Raw genomic sequence first — 16,845 nt, forward strand, 5'->3', positions numbered from 1 at the left:
TCCCTCGCCTCGGGAGAAGTGAATCAGCGGTGAAAGCCCAGTTCAAGCAGAGTTTTTCAACACAATCAGCCCGGAGCGGACATTGATACGTTGAAGCAACTAGCTGTCGCCGATAGAGTTTCATAGAGAGGTTTGCTGCTATGTACACCCTGATTGACACTGTGGTTGTGGGCGGAGGTCAAGCTGGTCTTTCCGTTAGCTGGCACTTAAAGCAGGCTGGTCATGATCACGTTGTTTTGGACCGCGGGCAGATTGGCGACACATGGCGTAACCGTTGGGACTCGTTCTGCCTGGTCTCTCCTAACAAACTCTGCCGACTTCCAGGTTTCCATTACGATGGGGATGATCCCGATGGTTTCATGCTCCGCGATGAGATCGTCAAGTACATCGAAGACTATGCGAGCAGTTTTGGTCCGCCCTATCGAGGGGGCGTCGAGGTGGCTAGAATCGAGGCAAGTGCAGGACCGGGTCGGTTCAAACTAACCACATCAGATGGCGAAATCAGAGCGCAGAACTTGATCGTCACCGTTGGCACGCATCAACACCCGAATATACCAAGTTGGCACTACGATCTGCCCGAAAGAGTTACTGGCATACATACGTGTGACTATCGCAATTCAGCGAGCCTACCGGATGGTGCGGTGTTCATTATTGGAAGTGGTCAGTCAGGGTGTCAGGTCGCCGAGGACCTGCACTTATCCGGGCGCGACGTACATCTCGCAGTGGGCAGTGCTGGCCGCATCCCACGTCGCTATAGGGGGCGCGACATTTTTGAATGGGACTTGGCGACTGGGTACATGAACATGGCGGTAAAAGACCATCCCAAAGGGACAGCTATCCGGTTCAAAGCCCATCCACATCTCTCTGGGCGAGAGGGTGGTCGTATTATTGATCTGCGCCAGATGGCGCTCGACGGGGTCAAGCTACACAGCAAGGTTGAGGGTGTACAAGACGGGTGTCTGATTTTGGCGGGCGGACTTGAAGAGACGCTCAAGACAGTGGACGATGTGTGTCGCGCGGAAATGGAGAGCATCGACACGTTCGTTGCAGAGAATGGGCTCGATGATCCCAAGGAAATTGTTGTCCCGATCAACTGGCAGCCCAAACCTGAACCGCCGTTCTTCGACTTGGCTGCAGCAAATGTTTCAACCGTCATATATGCAACTGGGTTTCACCGCGATTTTGGATGGATCGACTTGCCAGTCTTCGATGAGAGTGGCTATCCGCTATATGAGCGAGGTACTACGGAAATAGCAGGCCTGTACTTCTGTGGACTGCATTGGATGCATACACAAGGGTCTGGCCTGTTTTATGGCGTGGGCGAGGACGCGGAGTACGTAGTTGATCACTTGATTTCAACTTCGGACAAATAAGCTACGAGACAGCCTAGAGCCCAGCTTGGATCTAAGGTTTCCAACTGTAACTAGATCAGTTTACGGACGTGTGTGCCGATACGACTTGTGATTGTGCTTTAAGCCACTTGACGAACATCTTAGCCTCGGGACGCTGAAATTCTGCTTGAGTCTGGATGTAATAGACGCCGAAGAGTGGCTCAGAGAACAACTCAATCATCCGACCAGATGACAGATCGTCCTCGAAAAAAGCTCTGGCAGAATACGTGATACCGTCACCCCGGCGAACCGCAGTCATGATCAGGTTCCCAGGCATGTGATTTATGGTCAATGGCTCGGGAGGTACGACCCCATGATAGGTGAACCAGTCGGCCGCCTCGTTGGTGCCCAGTTCCTGTAACCAGGGCAGCTTCGTTAAAGAGGCCGGGTCACGCAGATCTTGGCCTTCCACCAGTGAAGGTGCTCCGATCACGACCATGTCGGAAACAAGGACAGTATCCTCTTCTTTTCTTGGCATGCGTTTATCGTGATACCGAATGGCGACATCGATACCACCCGGCTTTATCTGAACCAGTTCAGAAGTTGGGTTCAGCATCAAAGTGATCTCTGGATGTTGTTGTTGAAACTCTGCCATTCTCGGCAACAGCCACTCCACTGCGAATGCTGGTGACATGGTCACTTGAACGGGACGGTGCGCTGCATGTTCCGCCAGTCGTTCGACGCCCCTTCCGATAATTTCAAAGCCGATACCCAGTTCACGTGAAAGCATGATGCCTGGCTCGGTCAGCTCAATGCTGCGCCCACGTTTAGCAACGAGAGCTACACCCAAATGCCTTTCCAACGATTTCACCTGCTGGCTGACAGCCGCTTGGGTCACGTTCAAGCGTTCAGCCGCCACGGTGTAACTCCCGGCTTCCGCAACTGCTGAGAAAGCGCGCAAAGCGTTCATCGGGGGAAGGTGCAACCAATCCATACTGTAGATTTTCTAACGTTTGGTTAGACTATTTGAGTCGCATGATATCGGCATTCTTGACATTATTCACAGTGAAATCTGCGCTGTTACTATAAAAAATAGGTGCGGATGCTTTAGTACCGATGTCAACCTAGCCGCATGCCAGGAGATCTTGATACGATGGAAAAACTTCAAGGTGGATGTTACTGTGGTGCTGTTCGATACCAGATCGCGACACCACCTGTCTGGTCGGGACATTGCCATTGTCGTTCATGCCAAATGGCCCTTGGTGGCGCCTTTGCAACTTGGGCTAAGGTAGCCGCCGAAGACTTCGCCGTTATAAAAGGCGAAATCCAACACATGGAGAAAACTCCGGGTATTCGCCGCGGGTTTTGTCGGGACTGCGGAACGACGTTGACATATGCCGCCCTAAATGAAGTTGAGGGCCAAGACTGGAGCGCTGACGCTTGGTTTTCTGCTGTAACGTTGGACGACCCATCGATTGCGCAACCTAAGGCCCACGTTTTCGTTTCACATCAGCAGCCATGGATAAAACTCGACGACGGGCTGCCGACGTATCTTGAGTTCTAACCAACTTTCCGAGCGCACGGGGGAGAAAGCGATGTACACTGCATACTCATATGCCTGCAAGGATTGCGAAGGCATGGAGGCCTGCCCAGGTAAAGTAGTTGCTGCGACCAAGGACGAAGTCTGGAAGCTCATGGAACTGCACGCGGTAGTCGCCCATGGAGAGGACCCCAGTTCGTGGGACGCCGACACTCGGGCATACTTGGAAACACTGATTAAGCCAGCTTGATAAGATCAGTTGAGCTTCGACGCCCAACGAGATATCGGCCTTGAACTTCGGTTTGGATCGCTTGCTGACGAATGGCGACTTTTTTGAGAAGGACCGGCATGGGCTACCAACCAGCTAATCATGCAAGTTGTAGGGATAGGCATCTCTGAGCCATGAGGAGACATGGTTAACCTTCTGGTTGATTGGTGAAAAGCAGCCTTTCTGCTAAAATGCAGCCGTGGAAAATATGGGATGGGAGGAGAAATCATGTCTTGGAATGTTTCAGGGGAACTCGTCGAAACCTGCAATTGCAACATGCTTTGCCCATGCTGGTTCGGACAAGCTGACCTTATGCTCTTGGACCAAGGGTATTGCGCGACATCCCTGTTGATACGCATTAGCGAGGGCTCTCATGAAGGCGTGGACCTTACTAACCAAAATGCGATTGTCTCATTGCATTTCCCCGGGCCGACACTGTTCGATGCGAACGGCACCGGGCGAGTGTACATTGACGAAAACGCCAGCGATGCGCAGGCGGCGGCATTGGAGACTATCTTGCAGGGTGCGTCCGGCGGCGGCATGGAGGTGCCGGCAAGCCTGTTGTCGACCTGGCTTCCGACCAAACGCGCCGGGATCAGCGTGACCGAGGCCGATGGCGAAATAACTGCAAGCGTGGCCGGTGTGGGCGAGATGAAATCCCGCCGTCTGGTCAATGACCTAGGCAACAAGATGAAACTGCAGAACGCCGCGTTCAGCCTCGCCTTCGGGCATGAGGGGCATGAAGGTGATCTGGCCCCCAGTGAAGGAACCACTTGGAACGACGCGGATATGCCCGTGACCTGGACGGGCCGGTCGGGTGTGGTCGGACAAGTCGCTTGGGCCGGCTGAGGCCGGGCCGGATCTTTAGGCCATCATAATGAATGCTGTAGGGGTCGCACGACGAGATCGGGCGCTGGTGCTGGCAGCGCTAGTTGCGCTCACGGCGCTGGCGTGGGCCTATACAATTTACCTCGGGCTTGGTTCGTCCTCGATGACGATGTTTGGCGACATGGCCATGCCGATGATGATGCATTGGTCAGTCGCGGATTTTGTCTTCATGCTTATCATGTGGGCGGTGATGATGTTCGCGATGATGCTGCCTTCGGTTACACCCGCCGTAATGATCTACGAGCGGGTCCGCGCGAAGCGGGAGGAGGCAGGGCGACCCTTCGTGCCAACGGGCAGCTTCGTTGCGGGGTATCTGTTGGTTTGGCTGGGGTTCTCGCTGGCGGCGACTGTATTGAATTGGTGGCTGCACACTGGTGGCGCGCTTTCCTCAATGATGGGGAGGGTTGCGCCGACTGTGGGCGGCGTGATGTTGATACTCGCCGGGTTGTTTCAATGGACGCCGCTCAAGAACGCTTGCCTGGAGCATTGCCGCTCGCCCATGAGTTTTCTGACGGCTCATTGGCAGGAGGGGTCCCTGGGTGCCGCGAAGATGGGGCTTCACCACGGGGCCTACTGTCTTGGCTGCTGCTGGATGCTGATGGTGCTGTTGTTTGTATTGGGCGTTATGAACCTGCCGTGGGTTGCCGTACTTACAATCGTGGTGTTGGCGGAAAAGACGTTGCCATTCGGGCGGTTTCTGAGTCGTGGATTGGGCGTGGTTTTGATTGTCTGGGGCGGGTCGCTGATCATGCTCGCCTGAGGAAACGTTGGTGCATTCACAGGCTGGATAAATGCCGCCACAGAGCGATCTTCAACACGTCGCCGGACAAGCAATTTCTGCGGGAGATTAAGTTCCGCTCCGAACCCAAAACGGAAACAGGGGAATTGGTGTGCTAATCTGTTGCAGGACAATTCAGATTTGCTGGAGTTGGCAATGACTCACATCGATCACCTAAAATCGATATGCGAACTTAATGGGCTTCAAGTCGTCGATGTTGGTGCGGGTGACGGCGTCTATTCGCGAGACTTGTACGCAGCAGGGGCCAAAGTCACCGCAATAGAAATAGATCCGGACAAAGTTGCGAAGGCCAAAGAAGATCTTCCAAGAAATATAGACGTTAGGCTTGGGGCTGCCGAAGATCTGCCCCTCGACTCCGGCTCGCAGGACCTAGCGTGTTTGTTCTTCTCACTTCATCACGTTCCAGTGGAGGCTCAGAACACTGCGTTCACTGAAATTCGCCGCGTTCTTGGAAGCAGTGGGCGGTTGCACATAGTGGAGCCCTATCCTTATGGGACAATGTTTGACGTTGTACGATTGGTGGAAGACGAAACCCTCGTTCGAACGCATTCTCACGAAACACTTAACCACTTGGACGGAGTAGACGGATTTCGGTTGGAAAACAAAAAAGAGTACGTCCTTACTCGTGAATATCCGAGTTTCGAAGCGTTCCTGGAAAAGATTGTTTGGCCGGATCCAGATCGTTCTAGAGCTTATGAAAAGGTTTCTTCCGACGTGGAAGACGCATTCAACCGGTCGGTCGAAACCCTTGATGGGAAGATCGTTTTACACCAGCCCTGCGCCGCATACCACTTTATCGTTTCCTGTTAACGGCTGCCATACCGCGAGATCCAGCTCCGTATGGCAATTGTGCCCACATAGCGATCCTTGGAGATTATTCGATGAAATCATGGACGCGGCCTTGGGTTCGGCAAAGCAATTGGCCAGTAACCTCCGGCAAGCGGCTACAACTAGCCCAATGCAACTAGAACTCGTCCTAATCTTAGTTTTTTAAGAAGTTTCAGTCAGGTTGGCGCGAGTGTCGTTGATATAACGCGACAACAAACTTCCGAATGGCTCACTTGGTCAACCGATCTTCCGAGTATACATTCGGGTCGATGATCGCGACTATGTCGCTGCCGCTATCCTCCAAGCCAAGTCTTTCGCACAACCGTGCTGAGGCAGCGTTGCCAGGAGCGATGCCTGTCTTGAACCCTGTTGCGCCAAGCTTTTCATGAGAGTGTATCATAGCTTTGGCGCCCAAGACTTTTGCAATACCTTCACCCATGCGGTCAGGTTTGGTCGAAAGTTGCCCCCATTGAGCGCGACGATGCAACCGACTGCTGGGCGGATGGCACAGAACCGAACCCGCAGTTGCAACTGGAGCACCTAATCTATCAACGACGACCATAGCAAATCCGGGGCGAGATAATCCGCGCATAACTGGCCCTATTGGCGGCAGAACACCGTGGCTCATCGCGACTTCTGCGAAAGCTTGAAGCCATTCTGGCGGAGAGTCTCGATCAATCACACGTACGGTCAAATCCTCGGGCAGCGCCCGTGTTGCGATTACTTTCCGAGCGATGTCAACGCACTTCAGCCCGCCAAGATAACAAGCGATTGTGTCAGTTTTTAATCCCTGACTTTCAATGACTTCTCGCGTCCTCGTTACCTCCTGACGCGGTATGCTTTCTATCGCCGTGATGCCAAGTATTCGGGCCATTGAAACGGCATCATCCAAAGCCCCGCTGTACTCGTTGGCAATTTGAATACCGCGTCCATGGCTACAAAATCGAGGGTCATCGCCCAACAGCTGGATAAGGTGCTCACCCATGGTCGACATACGCCGCTGTGCATCACTTCCAAATACTTCCATGGGTTATCCTTTGGGCCGCTGCAAAATGGTTCGACGATGATCGTTTGATATAAGTTGCGTCGTCAAGCGCACGTCAGACGCGAGACCGCGACGAAAAGAGAGTTATTGGTCGAGGGTGAATGGCAACTATGTCCGCAAAGCGGTCGCTCAGACAGATCGCAGCGAACGACCGCACCGAGCCCGAAGCAGCCCGTTCAAAGTGTCGCGAGAAGCGCACTACGGACAAAGGGCCAAACAAGTAAATCAACACTCAGCGGAAAGCTTCCACAATCGTAGGGACTAGCACCTGATGGTCGGCGCGCGGGAAGCTGCTGACTTTGCGTCTATCGCGCAAATTGTGGTTTTCACCGCATTAGTTGGACTGCTTGTTCGGGGCCAAGCCAAGATGGTTGGGCGCAGGTCGTCGTCATGGATGCCCAGCCGCGATCCTGCGCTGAGGCCAAAATGCTGGTCATGACTTCAACAACATGGGTCGCCATCTCAAGGCTGCACCGGTGTGGACGGTTTTCCTGAATAGCCTGAGCCATTTCCGCGAGGCCTGCGCAACGATAGTTGGCACGATGCACCCCGGATCCATCCGAACCATTTGCTACAGATAATGGATGATTGTTGTCTGGTACTTGTGTGATTTCGCCCTGCGCCTTTGACATCAACACCTCGCCACCAAAAAAATTTGGGTCCGGAATGAACAAAGAGCCGCTGGTGCCGTATAACTCCATATTGTCGTGGCGATGCGCCCAGACGTCCCAACTTGCCCCAAATGTGATCAAAGCGCCGTTTTCGAACTCCAGGAGCGCGTGAACGTTTGTTGGGATCTCGACCGGAACCATTTCACCCAATCGTGGTCCATTGCCGATCTCGCGTTCAGCAAAGCTTGCCGAAGCCATGGCCGTCACGGCTTTAACCGGGCCAATCAACTGCACAAGATTAGAGATGTAGTAAGGGCCGAGGTCGAGGATTGGGCCGCCGCCTGGTTGAAAAAAGAAGTCCGGGTTCGGGTGCCAGGACTCCATTCCATGCGACATGACATGGCATGTGCCGCCGATGATCTCGCCCACCTCGCCGCTGTCGATTGCCGCACGGGCCGCCTGATGGGCACCGCCCAGGAAAGTGTCCGGCGCTGATCCGATCCGCAGATTTCGTTCTTGCGCCATTTTCCGCAGTGTTTCAGCTTCCTCAAGGGTCAATACAAACGGTTTTTCCGAATAGGCGTGCTTGCCATTTTCGAGGATCGACGTTGTGACACTGAAATGCGCGGCTGGAATCGTGAGATTGAGGATGATGTCGATATCGTCGGCTGCCAGCAGACCTTCGACCGTATCCGCGCGGACGCCGAACTCTTGAGCCCGGTCCTGCGCGGTTTCCATGTTCAGGTCCGCGACTGCCCGGATTTCAATATAGTTGAACAAAGGCGCAAGATTCAGATAGGCGGTCGAGATGTTGCCGCACCCGATTATTCCGACACCATATACCTGCATCGCGTTCTTCCTCAGAATGATTGAACAGTTGCGAGTGACCGTTGAGCCATCCGCTTGTGATCATTGGGATTATCGTGCTCGATCACGTAACGTCGCACGAGAGCAGCATCCATCGCCCGCTTGATCGCAGGCCAGTCCATCGTGCCATAGCCAACATCTGCCCAGCCGTCTTCGTCCGCGTTTTCTCCTACCGGAGCGATGTCCTTCACGTGCACTGCGACCAGCCGTCCTGAGTATTTTTCAATCCATTGGACTGGGTCCTCGCCGCTGAATTTTACCCAAGCGAGATCAAGTTCGATCTGGATATCCTCTGAGGCCGCGGCAATCAGATCTAGAGGTGTCTGACCGTCGACGGGCACCATTTCGAAGTCGTGGTTGTGCCAGGCAAAGCCAAGACCTGCGTTCAAGACAGGTTTGCTAGCAGAAACAAGACGCTCGCCAAATTCCTTCCACCCCTGCGCCGAGGATGGACGATTTTCGGGTGCCACAAACGGGATGACAATTGTTTGAATGCCGATTTTTTTTGCAACGTCGATCACACGATCAGGGTCGGTTTCGACCAAATCCAAGGCAAAATGTGCCGTCGGCATGGTCAGGCCATAGGCGTCGAGTAGGGATTTTGTCTTTTCAACATCATCAAAGTATGGACCGAAACCTTCGACCTCATTGATCCCCAGATCCGCGAGCATGGCAAAGGTTTCCTCCACGTCCCAGTTGCGCGAAGAATAAAGCTGATAGGAGATGGCAGGCATAACTCAATCCTTTGATTGTCTGACTGTTTCAATGATGGCGGACGCTTTTGGCTCACAGCCGCAGTTCGGATTTGGTGTCGAAGAGCGAGGCCTTTGATAGATCGAGCCCGAGCTGCAGTTTTTCGCCCACCGCGATCTTGGCCTGCCCATCCATACGGACGCGGAACGGGCTACCGGCAATTTCGCAGTCGACGAGTGTATCTGATCCTGTAGGCTCGATAAGGCTGACCGAAACATCTGTCTGGAAAGGGGCTTTGCCGACCAGTTCGCCGGTGATGATGTGTTCGGGACGGATCCCCAAAGTCGCAGGACCTGTCGCCGGGCCAGCGGAGAATTCGTACCCCGATAGTGGGATCGAAAGGTTGCCCGTTTCAAAAGCGCCGTCTTTGATGTGGCCTTCCAGAAAGTTCATTGACGGTGATCCAATGAAGTCAGCCACGTATTTGTTTACAGGGCGACCATAGATTTCTTCCGGTGATGCCAGTTGCATGATCTGACCGCCGCGCATAATCGCAATACGATCCGCAAGCGTCATGGCTTCGATTTGGTCGTGGGTTACGTAGATCATCGTATTTCCAAGGTTCTGGTGCAAACGCTTGATCTCGACACGCAGGTCCGCGCGCAATTTGGCATCCAGATTCGACAGCGGCTCATCGAACAAAAAAACGTCGACGTCCCGCACCAATGCGCGCCCTATGGCAACTCTTTGACGCTGGCCTCCCGACAGAGCGGCCGGTTTGCGTTTAAGCAAGGATTCGATTTGCAGGATCTCTGCGGCACGTTTGATGCGGGCTGCTATTTCGGCTTTAGGCAGCTTGGCGTTTTTCAGACCAAATGACAGGTTTCCCTCGACCGTCATTTGAGGATAGAGCGCATAGGATTGAAAAACCATGCCGATACCGCGCTCGGAAGGCTCCGCCCATGTCACGTTCTCGTCGTTGATAAAGAGCTGACCTGCGGTCACGTCAAGCAGGCCGGCGATACAGTTTAACAGCGTGGATTTTCCGCAACCGGACGAGCCGAGAAGCACTAGAAACTCGCCTTTGCCGATTTCCAGATTGAGGTTTTGCAGCACTTTGACCGAACCGAACGCCAGATCAAGATTTTTGATTTCAACTGAGTTGCTCATGAGGGTTTACCCTTTGACGGCGCCGGCCGCGATACCGCGGACGAAGAGTTTGCCGGAGACAAAATAGATGGTCAGCGGAACAAGACCTGTAATTATGGTCGCGGCCATATTGACGTTGTATTCCTTCACGCCTTGCGTGGAATTGACGATGTTATTGAGTTGTACCGTCATCGGGTAAGTATCCGGGCCGGTGTAGACTACGCCAAACAGGAAGTCATTCCAGATGCCTGTGACCTGCAGGATCACGGCGACGGTGAAAATGGGCACAGACATCGGCAGCATGATGCGGAAGTAGATGCGCCAGAACCCAGCACCATCGACGCGAGCGGCTTTGAACAACTCTTCCGGCAACGAGGTAAAGTAGTTGCGGAACAGCAGGGTCAGAATGGGCATGCCAAAGATCGTGTGGACAATGACCAACCCGGTGAGTGATCCATAAAGACCGACTTCTCGCAACATGATGACGATCGGATAGAGCATCACCTGATAGGGAATGAAGGCGCCAAATATCAGGATGGTGAAGAATGCGTTTGCACCTTTGAAACGCCAGTTCGCCAAGGCATACCCGTTCACCGATGCGACGACGATCGAAATTAGGACTGAAGGGATTGTTATTCTGACTGAATTCCAGAAACCGACCTTCAAGCCTTCACAGTTCAAGCCCGTACAGGCTTCGGACCAAGCCTTGACCCAGGGCTCGAATGTGACTTCGAGCGGCGGGGCAAAAATGTTCCCGACGCGTATTTCCGGCATTCCCTTCAGTGACGTGACGACCATGATGTAGAGGGGCAGCGCGTAGTAGAGTGCAGCGACGAGCAAGGTACCATAGAGAAAGATGTTTCTCCGCGAAAGCATCTTGGTGGGTTTGGGCCCCTGCGGCCCCTCGAGCGTCGTAGACATGACATCAACCATGTTTCTTCCCTCCTCCGAACTCGAGGATGGCCCAAGGGATGACGACAAGGGCCACTGTGAGCAGCATCATGGTCGAGGCAGCGAAGCCCTGACCAAGGTTGCTTGCGCCAAACATCATGTCGTAGACGTATTTGGCGGGAACTTCGGTGGCGATACCGGGGCCGCCGCTGGTTTGCGCGACGATCAAGTCATATAGCTTGACGATGCCGGTTACTGTCAGAACCAATGTCGTTATAAACACCGGGCGCATCATGGGAATGACGATGAACAGATAAGTTTTCCATGCGGGAATGCCGTCCACGCGTGCGGCTTTCCAGACATCCTGATCTATCCCGCGCAATCCGGCGAGCATGAGGACCATAACCAGCCCGCTGCCTTGCCAGAGCCCGGCAATCAGGACACCGAATATGGCGATTTCCGGGTTGTAAAGCGGGTCGAATTCGAAGCTTTGCCACCCCATTCCCCTGACGATGGCTTCGATGCCGAATTCAGGGTTCAGTATCCATTGCCAAACCAACCCTGTGACGACAAAACTCAGGGCATAGGGGTAAAGGATGACGGTGCGGATGGTGTTTTCAAAACGTATTTTCTGATCGATCAGCGCCGCGAGGATGAACCCGATCACGAACACCAGAGCGAGCATACAAAAGCCATAAATTGCAAGATTCTCGATCGCAACCAGCCACTTTTTCGTACCCCAGAGGCGGTCGTATTGATCAAGGCCAACCCAATTCAGCCGCGGCAGCAATCCCGAACTGGTGAAGCTGTAAACCACTGTCCAGGCTGTCCCACCAACGAACACAAACAGAGCGGTAACGATCATGGGGATCGAGGCTATTTTTGCGTTCAGGTTGCGGAACAGTTGGTTTGGGCGTTGCGAAGCCATCTGCTCCCCCTCCCTTCAACTGTTGGTGTCGGATTGCGGGCAAGTGAGCCCGCAATCCACTGTCAGTATTTATTCAGCCCGACCGATGATCTTGACGAATTCTTTCTGCGCATCTTCGGGTGTCATCGACGCATCCGCAAAGAACTCTGTGAACAGCGTTTTCAGCTGATCGTTGGTGTCTGGCGTGATCAACTGGTTCACGTCGGGCAGCAGCGCGCCCGCCTTGAGCAAATCGAGGCCTTTCGCCATGCAGTCATTGGCCGCGTCCAGGTTTACGTCACCGCGCACAGGGAGCGACCCCTTCTTGAGGTTGAAGGCCACTTGCGTTTCGGGATCGAGCATCAGTTTAGCCAGCTCGGTTTGCGCGGCGATCTGGGCTTCGTCCGAGAGAACAGGGAAGTAGAATGCATCTCCGCCTGTTGAAAGACGCGGATTCATGCCCAGCCCAGGAAGGCAACTGTAATCCTCGCCAGCGGTAACGTTTGCGACTGCCATTTCACCCTGCGCCCAGTCCCCCATGATCTGGCCACCGGCTTCGCCTTTGATGACCAGCGCAGTCGCGTCGTTCCAATTCTGAACCGTTGAGTTGGCGGCCATTGACCGCGCATCGGCAGCAGCTTTGAAGACGCTGGCGACTTCGGCACCACCAGCAACATCCGTATTCTTGTCACCGTATACGCTGTTATAAACTTCACTTGGCAAGAGGCTTGCGATCAGAACACTGAACGCACCGGCCTGCTGCCAGCCCTGCTGACCCATGGCCATGGGGATCTTGCCCGCGGCTTCGAGCGCGGAGGCCGAGCCTACGAATTCAGTCCAATTTGTCGGGATGGGAACACCTGCATCTTCGTATGCCTTGTGGCTGACCCAGAGCCACTGCCAGGAGTGAATGTTGACAGGCGCGCAGTAGATGCGGCCATCAACAGTGCAGGAAGCCAGTAGAGAAGGCGGGTTTACCAGATCGGTCCAGCCTTCTGCTTCGGCAATGTCGGTGATGTCACGGAGCAGGCCCGCTTCGATCAGCTCTTCAGCCTGCCTGCCATGATTGAACTGAAACGCGCCCATCGGATCTCCGCCAACAATACGGCTTATCATGACCGGCCTTGCGTTGTCGCCGCCCGCGATGGCTGCATCGACCCAGGTGTTGCCTGTTGCGTTGAACGCGTTCGCGATTTCCTTGACCGCCTCGGCCTCACCGCCCGACGTCCACCAATGCATCACTTCCAATTCAGTTGCCGACGCGCTTGTCGCCACAACAAGCGCTGTTGCCGAGAGCAGATATTTTATCCGCTTCATGTCATCCTCCCTTACTATAACGTTATAGTAAAAATCTATATCGTTACAGAAATACCTTGCAAGCATTTTTTTTGACTCGCTATAAATCCATCTGAGTACTGCCGAAGCCGATCGCGATGGAAGTACACATATTGCGCAAGTTGCCAACTATTGGTGAACGGAGAGGGTCGATGAAGAAAACGGTGGCCGAAGTCAGTCAATTAAGTACTGAAGAGTTGGTCTCTCAAGTTCTGCCGGGAGAGCGACCGACGCAGAAAACCATTTCGCGCATCAGTGGCTTAGCGGTGGCCACAGTTTCGCGCGCGTTGGGCGATGCACCGGACATAGGACAAGAGACAAAACAGCTTGTTCGCCACGTTGCGGATGCCATCGGCTACGTTCCGAACCGCGCTGGAGTGCGTCTAAGAACCGGACGTACAAATGTTATTTCACTTGTTGTTCCCGCCGAGGGCGACGTCATCAACAACACATCAAGATTGACCAGTTCGATTGCGCAGGAACTGCGTGGCACAAGGTTTCATCTCAACGTGCTGCCTTGGTTCCCCGACGAAGATTCGCTGCGGCCCATCGAGTATATCGTCAAGACACGCTCTGCTGATGCCGTCATCTTCAACATGACCGAACCCGAAGACCGGCGCGTCGAATACCTGCTTAAGCACAACTTCCCTTTTGCAACGCATGGACGGACAAAATGGTGCGAGCGGCACGCCTACTACGACTATGACAACAGCGCTTTCATGCGTGTGGCGATCAATCGTTTGGCTGCAAGAGGTCGGGAAAACATCCATGCGATCCTGCCACCGCTAAATCAGAACTATTCGCAAGATATGAAGCGCGGGCTGGAAGAAGCCTGCAGCAGGTTAGGCTTGAGTTACCGCATCGCTCAAAACGTTGACAGCGATCAGTCCTCGGACCAGCTCCGGCACTGGATAAAACACAGGCTACAGAACTCGTCGGAAGTTGATGCAATCGTCAGTTCGTCGTCTAAAACAGCGATTGCGGCAATCGTTGCGATTGAACAGATGGGGCGCAAGCTCGGCGAGGATATCGACGTGTATTCAAAAGAAGTAATCCCCGTCCTGAAAATGTTCCGTGAGAATATTGTCGTCGAGTTCGAGGATGTCAGTGACGCTGGCCGGTTTCTAGCCAAAGCCGTTTTGCAGTTGTTGCTGGAACCCGAGAAAAAGCCCATGCAGCACCTCGAAATTCCCGTTGACCGAATGCGACATTGAGTGAAACCCTCTGTTGCCGCGACGCAGAGCTCCAGAGAAGCACCGCAGTCGCCAAGTGACTGCTTTGTCCCGCATTGCGGATAATCATCGGAATGGATCGGGTGTCTGCGTGGACTTCAAAGCGGTCTTTCGTGCTAAGTGCACCAAATGGCCAAGCAGCTGATGTACGCTCCGCGTAACGAGTTTGTAGCCGCGCGGGGGTGGCCATGTCTCACCTGACCTGGCAGTCAAAAATCCAGATACCCCGCGCTTGCTGTGCTTGGGGTATAAACAAAATTGCGTCGCGTCCGGGTGAGGCCGGGGGGTGGGGTGCGACATTCCGACTCGGTTGGGCCTCGGGGATACGACGCTGGAAGCCTCGGCAAGCGGCGTGAATTTAGGGTTAGAATAGGGGCAGACGCGCAATGACGCGAAATAGTTCGATAAAATCAATGGATTTTGGTGGAGCCTAGGGGAGTCGAACCCCTGACCTCTTGCATGCCATGCAAGCGCTCTCCCAACTGAGCTAAGGCCCCATCTAGGGACTGCCGAAGCAGTGGACGGACGTTTATGAGACGGCGGCAGCGAGTGCAAGTCCAAAAATGGATTCTGGCAAAATCTTTCCGCTCATCGTCCGGGAAGGTTCGAGGCGGCGCTGGGCCGCCTCTGAACGGTATTAGTTTTCGTCTTCAGACGACATGTCTTTGATGTCGTCCAGAGAGACGTCATCATTGTTGTCGTCATCATCATCCAGCAGGTCATCGTCCAGATCGACGTCGACATTGTCGTCATCGTCCAGAACAATATCCTCGTTCGACGCATTCTCGCGCGCTTTGGCCGAGGCCGCATCTTCCGCGTCAGCCGCAATCATCCGGCTTTTGCCGGTGTCCAGCTCAACGATCTCGCCGGTATAGGGGCTGACGATCGGGTCCTTGTTCAGGTCGTAAAACCGCTTGCCGGTTGTTGGGCAAACGCGCTTAACGCCCCATTCTTCCTTGGGCATGTGAAATCCCCTTGATATCAGGTGAGTCGTAATAACGATTCAGGTCACGTGCCACATGCAGCGGGCACTGTCAAAGCCTTTGCACAGGAGAACATAACCAATGGGAGAGCACGCACTGCCCGGCACACCCCGTGTGCGGCTGACACTGCGCAAATCAGCGCGTGCCAGGCGGATCAGCCTGCGGATTTCCCAATTGGATGGACGTGTTACACTAACTTACCCCGATGGTGTGCCCGAGTCTGAGGCGTTGAATTTTGCGCATCTCAAGGCAGACTGGATACGCCAACATCTGCAAGATCGTCCGGATCCTGCGGTGGTGCAATTTGGTCAGATGTTACCAATCGAAGGAACCGAACGGCGAATCGTCCCAGCAGAAGGTCGGCGCGTGCTTCTCAGAGGCGACGAAATCGCGGTGCCCGAGGGTGCCGAGGCAAAGCGTTTGGCCCGGTTTCTGAAAGAGCTCGCTCGCGACCGGTTGACCGGTGCCTGCGATGACTACGCGGCAATGTTGGGGCGCAGTTACTCTGGCCTGACTATTCGCGATACGCGGTCGCGCTGGGGGTCATGCAGCTCGGCTGGTGGTTTGATGTTTTCATGGCGGCTGATCCTCGCGCCGTCTGAAATTCTGCACTATGTCGCTGCACATGAAGTGGCCCATCTGGTCGAGATGAACCATTCCCGAGCGTTCTGGGATCAGGTTGAGCGGATATTTGGTGACTACCGTGAACAGCGGCGTTGGTTGCGCGACAACGGGGCGCAGTTGCATCAGTACAGATTTGACGCTCCTGTGAGTTGACCCCAAATCAATTTGTGATCACATGGTCAAATGTTAAACACGCGTTCTTCCGACTCGCAGACAGCTACGCATGACAGGGTGTATCGGACCCTGCGTGCGCGGATCATGCATGGGGAAATCGCTCCGGGTCATGCGTTGACCCTGCGTGGGATCGGTAAAGAATTCGGGGTGTCCATGACGCCCGCACGCGAAGCTGTGCGGCGTCTTGCGGCCGAAGGTGCCTTGTTCCTGTCCTCATCCGGACGGGTGTCGACACCAGAGTTGACCAATGACCGTATCGAGGAACTTGCAGCTCTGCGCGCGCTGCTAGAGGTCGAGCTTGCCAGCCGGGCCCTGCCGCGCGCGCACATGGCCTTGATCGACCGATTGCAGAGCATCAACATGACCGTTGCCGAGATGGTTACCAAGCGCGATGCCGTTGGCTATATCCGCACAAATCTCGAATTCCACCGCACTTTGTACCTAAGGGCGCAGGCTCCAGCGATGCTGGCGATGGCCGAGACTGTGTGGCTGCAACTTGGGCCGACCATGCGGGCGCTTTATGGGCGGCTGCGGCGTACAGAACCCCCGCATTATCACAAACTGATCATCGCCGCGCTCAAGGCCGGGGATGAACCCGGTTTGCGTCTGGCGGTGCGTTCGGACGTGACGCAGGGTCTGCGGATGCTGGTAACTTAAGCGGCGATTTGCCGACATTGCCG

At 54.4% G+C, this 16,845-nt stretch carries 18 protein-coding genes and 1 tRNA gene; 9 read left to right on the forward strand and 10 right to left on the reverse strand.

The window, feature by feature from the left end; all coding sequences use genetic code 11:
* Positions 1–140 precede the first annotated feature (140 nt).
* Positions 141–1,373: a flavin-containing monooxygenase gene (locus tag AC2FNR_RS04715; protein ID WP_480714496.1), complete on the forward strand. Its 1,233-nt coding sequence runs from the start codon at positions 141–143 to the stop codon at positions 1,371–1,373.
* Between the two features lie 55 nt (positions 1,374–1,428).
* Here the strand turns inward: AC2FNR_RS04715 and AC2FNR_RS04720 are convergent, their stop codons facing one another.
* Positions 1,429–2,325: a LysR family transcriptional regulator gene (locus AC2FNR_RS04720; RefSeq protein WP_480908502.1), complete on the reverse strand. Its 897-nt coding sequence runs from the start codon at positions 2,323–2,325 to the stop codon at positions 1,429–1,431.
* Positions 2,326–2,484: 159 nt separating this feature from the next.
* Here AC2FNR_RS04720 and AC2FNR_RS04725 point away from each other — a divergent pair, with 159 nt between their 5' ends.
* The 5 genes from AC2FNR_RS04725 to AC2FNR_RS04745 all read left to right on the forward strand — a co-directional run bounded on the left by AC2FNR_RS04725 (position 2,485) and on the right by AC2FNR_RS04745 (position 5,636).
* Positions 2,485–2,895, forward strand: a complete 411-nt coding sequence (locus AC2FNR_RS04725; protein ID WP_496748830.1) for a GFA family protein — start codon at positions 2,485–2,487, stop codon at positions 2,893–2,895.
* A 31-nt stretch (positions 2,896–2,926) separates the two neighbouring features.
* The gene (locus tag AC2FNR_RS04730) at positions 2,927–3,121 is read left to right on the forward strand and encodes a DUF1059 domain-containing protein (RefSeq protein ID WP_170519304.1); all 195 of its coding nucleotides are present in this window, start codon (positions 2,927–2,929) and stop codon (positions 3,119–3,121) included.
* A 246-nt stretch (positions 3,122–3,367) separates the two neighbouring features.
* Positions 3,368–3,988, forward strand: a complete 621-nt coding sequence (locus AC2FNR_RS04735; protein WP_496848257.1) for a DUF1326 domain-containing protein — start codon at positions 3,368–3,370, stop codon at positions 3,986–3,988.
* A 28-nt stretch (positions 3,989–4,016) separates the two neighbouring features.
* The gene (locus AC2FNR_RS04740; protein WP_496848258.1) at positions 4,017–4,787 is read left to right on the forward strand and encodes a DUF2182 domain-containing protein; all 771 of its coding nucleotides are present in this window, start codon (positions 4,017–4,019) and stop codon (positions 4,785–4,787) included.
* 174 nt (positions 4,788–4,961) lie between these two features.
* A complete protein-coding gene (locus AC2FNR_RS04745; RefSeq protein WP_496748827.1) occupies positions 4,962–5,636 on the forward strand; it encodes a class I SAM-dependent methyltransferase in 675 nt (224 codons plus the stop codon).
* Positions 5,637–5,883: 247 nt separating this feature from the next.
* Here the strand turns inward: AC2FNR_RS04745 and AC2FNR_RS04750 are convergent, their stop codons facing one another.
* The 7 genes from AC2FNR_RS04750 to AC2FNR_RS04780 form a co-directional block, all read right to left on the reverse strand.
* Entirely contained in the window at positions 5,884–6,681 is a 798-nt protein-coding gene (locus AC2FNR_RS04750) for a GNAT family N-acetyltransferase (protein WP_496748826.1), read from the reverse strand.
* A 344-nt stretch (positions 6,682–7,025) separates the two neighbouring features.
* A complete protein-coding gene (locus AC2FNR_RS04755) occupies positions 7,026–8,159 on the reverse strand; it encodes a Gfo/Idh/MocA family protein (protein WP_480624636.1) in 1,134 nt (377 codons plus the stop codon).
* Between the two features lie 11 nt (positions 8,160–8,170).
* A complete protein-coding gene (locus AC2FNR_RS04760) occupies positions 8,171–8,911 on the reverse strand; it encodes a sugar phosphate isomerase/epimerase family protein (RefSeq protein WP_170387240.1) in 741 nt (246 codons plus the stop codon).
* A 52-nt stretch (positions 8,912–8,963) separates the two neighbouring features.
* Positions 8,964–10,040, reverse strand: a complete 1,077-nt coding sequence (locus AC2FNR_RS04765) for an ABC transporter ATP-binding protein (RefSeq protein ID WP_480624637.1) — start codon at positions 10,038–10,040, stop codon at positions 8,964–8,966.
* A gap of 6 nt (positions 10,041–10,046) precedes the next feature.
* Complete coding sequence (locus tag AC2FNR_RS04770) at positions 10,047–10,952, reverse strand: carbohydrate ABC transporter permease (protein WP_170387236.1); 906 nt, start codon at positions 10,950–10,952, stop codon at positions 10,047–10,049.
* Positions 10,945–11,838, reverse strand: a complete 894-nt coding sequence (locus AC2FNR_RS04775) for a carbohydrate ABC transporter permease (RefSeq protein WP_170387234.1) — start codon at positions 11,836–11,838, stop codon at positions 10,945–10,947. Before AC2FNR_RS04775 ends, AC2FNR_RS04770 begins: the two co-directional genes overlap by 8 nt.
* Before the next feature lie 69 nt (positions 11,839–11,907).
* Entirely contained in the window at positions 11,908–13,134 is a 1,227-nt protein-coding gene (locus AC2FNR_RS04780; RefSeq protein ID WP_170387233.1) for an ABC transporter substrate-binding protein, read from the reverse strand.
* Between the two features lie 170 nt (positions 13,135–13,304).
* Between AC2FNR_RS04780 and AC2FNR_RS04785 the strand changes: the two genes are divergently transcribed.
* Positions 13,305–14,366: a LacI family transcriptional regulator gene (locus AC2FNR_RS04785; protein WP_480624639.1), complete on the forward strand. Its 1,062-nt coding sequence runs from the start codon at positions 13,305–13,307 to the stop codon at positions 14,364–14,366.
* 439 nt (positions 14,367–14,805) lie between these two features.
* Here AC2FNR_RS04785 and AC2FNR_RS04790 read toward each other — a convergent pair.
* Both AC2FNR_RS04790 and AC2FNR_RS04795 read right to left on the reverse strand, forming a co-directional pair.
* Positions 14,806–14,881, reverse strand: a tRNA-Ala gene (locus tag AC2FNR_RS04790).
* A 140-nt stretch (positions 14,882–15,021) separates the two neighbouring features.
* On the reverse strand, positions 15,022–15,348 hold the full coding sequence (locus AC2FNR_RS04795; RefSeq protein ID WP_170754928.1) for a TIGR02300 family protein: 327 nt from the start codon (positions 15,346–15,348) through the stop codon (positions 15,022–15,024).
* Between the two features lie 100 nt (positions 15,349–15,448).
* Between AC2FNR_RS04795 and AC2FNR_RS04800 the strand changes: the two genes are divergently transcribed.
* Together AC2FNR_RS04800 and AC2FNR_RS04805 are read left to right on the forward strand one after the other, a co-directional pair.
* Entirely contained in the window at positions 15,449–16,144 is a 696-nt protein-coding gene (locus AC2FNR_RS04800) for a M48 family metallopeptidase (protein ID WP_496848259.1), read from the forward strand.
* A 30-nt stretch (positions 16,145–16,174) separates the two neighbouring features.
* Positions 16,175–16,822, forward strand: coding sequence for a GntR family transcriptional regulator (locus tag AC2FNR_RS04805; RefSeq protein WP_170356067.1), 648 nt, complete (start codon positions 16,175–16,177; stop codon positions 16,820–16,822).
* The last annotated feature ends 23 nt before the right edge of the window (positions 16,823–16,845 follow it).

The organism is Ruegeria sp. SATB045 (genome assembly GCF_059613525.1).

Bases quoted from the DNA above. Each gene is read 5' to 3' on its own strand.
- AC2FNR_RS04765 (WP_480624637.1), bottom strand. From the start codon at position 10,040: ATGAGCAACTCAGTTGAAATCAAAAATCTTGATCTGGCGTTCGGTTCG.
- AC2FNR_RS04740 (WP_496848258.1), top strand. From the start codon at position 4,017: ATGAATGCTGTAGGGGTCGCACGACGAGATCGGGCGCTGGTGCTGGCA.
- AC2FNR_RS04795 (WP_170754928.1), bottom strand. From the start codon at position 15,348: ATGCCCAAGGAAGAATGGGGCGTTAAGCGCGTTTGCCCAACAACCGGC.
- AC2FNR_RS04730 (WP_170519304.1), top strand. From the start codon at position 2,927: ATGTACACTGCATACTCATATGCCTGCAAGGATTGCGAAGGCATGGAG.
- AC2FNR_RS04750 (WP_496748826.1), bottom strand. From the start codon at position 6,681: ATGGAAGTATTTGGAAGTGATGCACAGCGGCGTATGTCGACCATGGGT.
- AC2FNR_RS04725 (WP_496748830.1), top strand. From the start codon at position 2,485: ATGGAAAAACTTCAAGGTGGATGTTACTGTGGTGCTGTTCGATACCAG.
- AC2FNR_RS04770 (WP_170387236.1), bottom strand. From the start codon at position 10,952: ATGGTTGATGTCATGTCTACGACGCTCGAGGGGCCGCAGGGGCCCAAA.
- AC2FNR_RS04785 (WP_480624639.1), top strand. From the start codon at position 13,305: ATGAAGAAAACGGTGGCCGAAGTCAGTCAATTAAGTACTGAAGAGTTG.
- AC2FNR_RS04715 (WP_480714496.1), top strand. From the start codon at position 141: ATGTACACCCTGATTGACACTGTGGTTGTGGGCGGAGGTCAAGCTGGT.
- AC2FNR_RS04775 (WP_170387234.1), bottom strand. From the start codon at position 11,838: ATGGCTTCGCAACGCCCAAACCAACTGTTCCGCAACCTGAACGCAAAA.
- AC2FNR_RS04760 (WP_170387240.1), bottom strand. From the start codon at position 8,911: ATGCCTGCCATCTCCTATCAGCTTTATTCTTCGCGCAACTGGGACGTG.
- AC2FNR_RS04720 (WP_480908502.1), bottom strand. From the start codon at position 2,325: ATGGATTGGTTGCACCTTCCCCCGATGAACGCTTTGCGCGCTTTCTCA.
- AC2FNR_RS04805 (WP_170356067.1), top strand. From the start codon at position 16,175: ATGTTAAACACGCGTTCTTCCGACTCGCAGACAGCTACGCATGACAGG.
- AC2FNR_RS04755 (WP_480624636.1), bottom strand. From the start codon at position 8,159: ATGCAGGTATATGGTGTCGGAATAATCGGGTGCGGCAACATCTCGACC.
- AC2FNR_RS04780 (WP_170387233.1), bottom strand. From the start codon at position 13,134: ATGAAGCGGATAAAATATCTGCTCTCGGCAACAGCGCTTGTTGTGGCG.
- AC2FNR_RS04735 (WP_496848257.1), top strand. From the start codon at position 3,368: ATGTCTTGGAATGTTTCAGGGGAACTCGTCGAAACCTGCAATTGCAAC.
- AC2FNR_RS04745 (WP_496748827.1), top strand. From the start codon at position 4,962: ATGACTCACATCGATCACCTAAAATCGATATGCGAACTTAATGGGCTT.
- AC2FNR_RS04800 (WP_496848259.1), top strand. From the start codon at position 15,449: ATGGGAGAGCACGCACTGCCCGGCACACCCCGTGTGCGGCTGACACTG.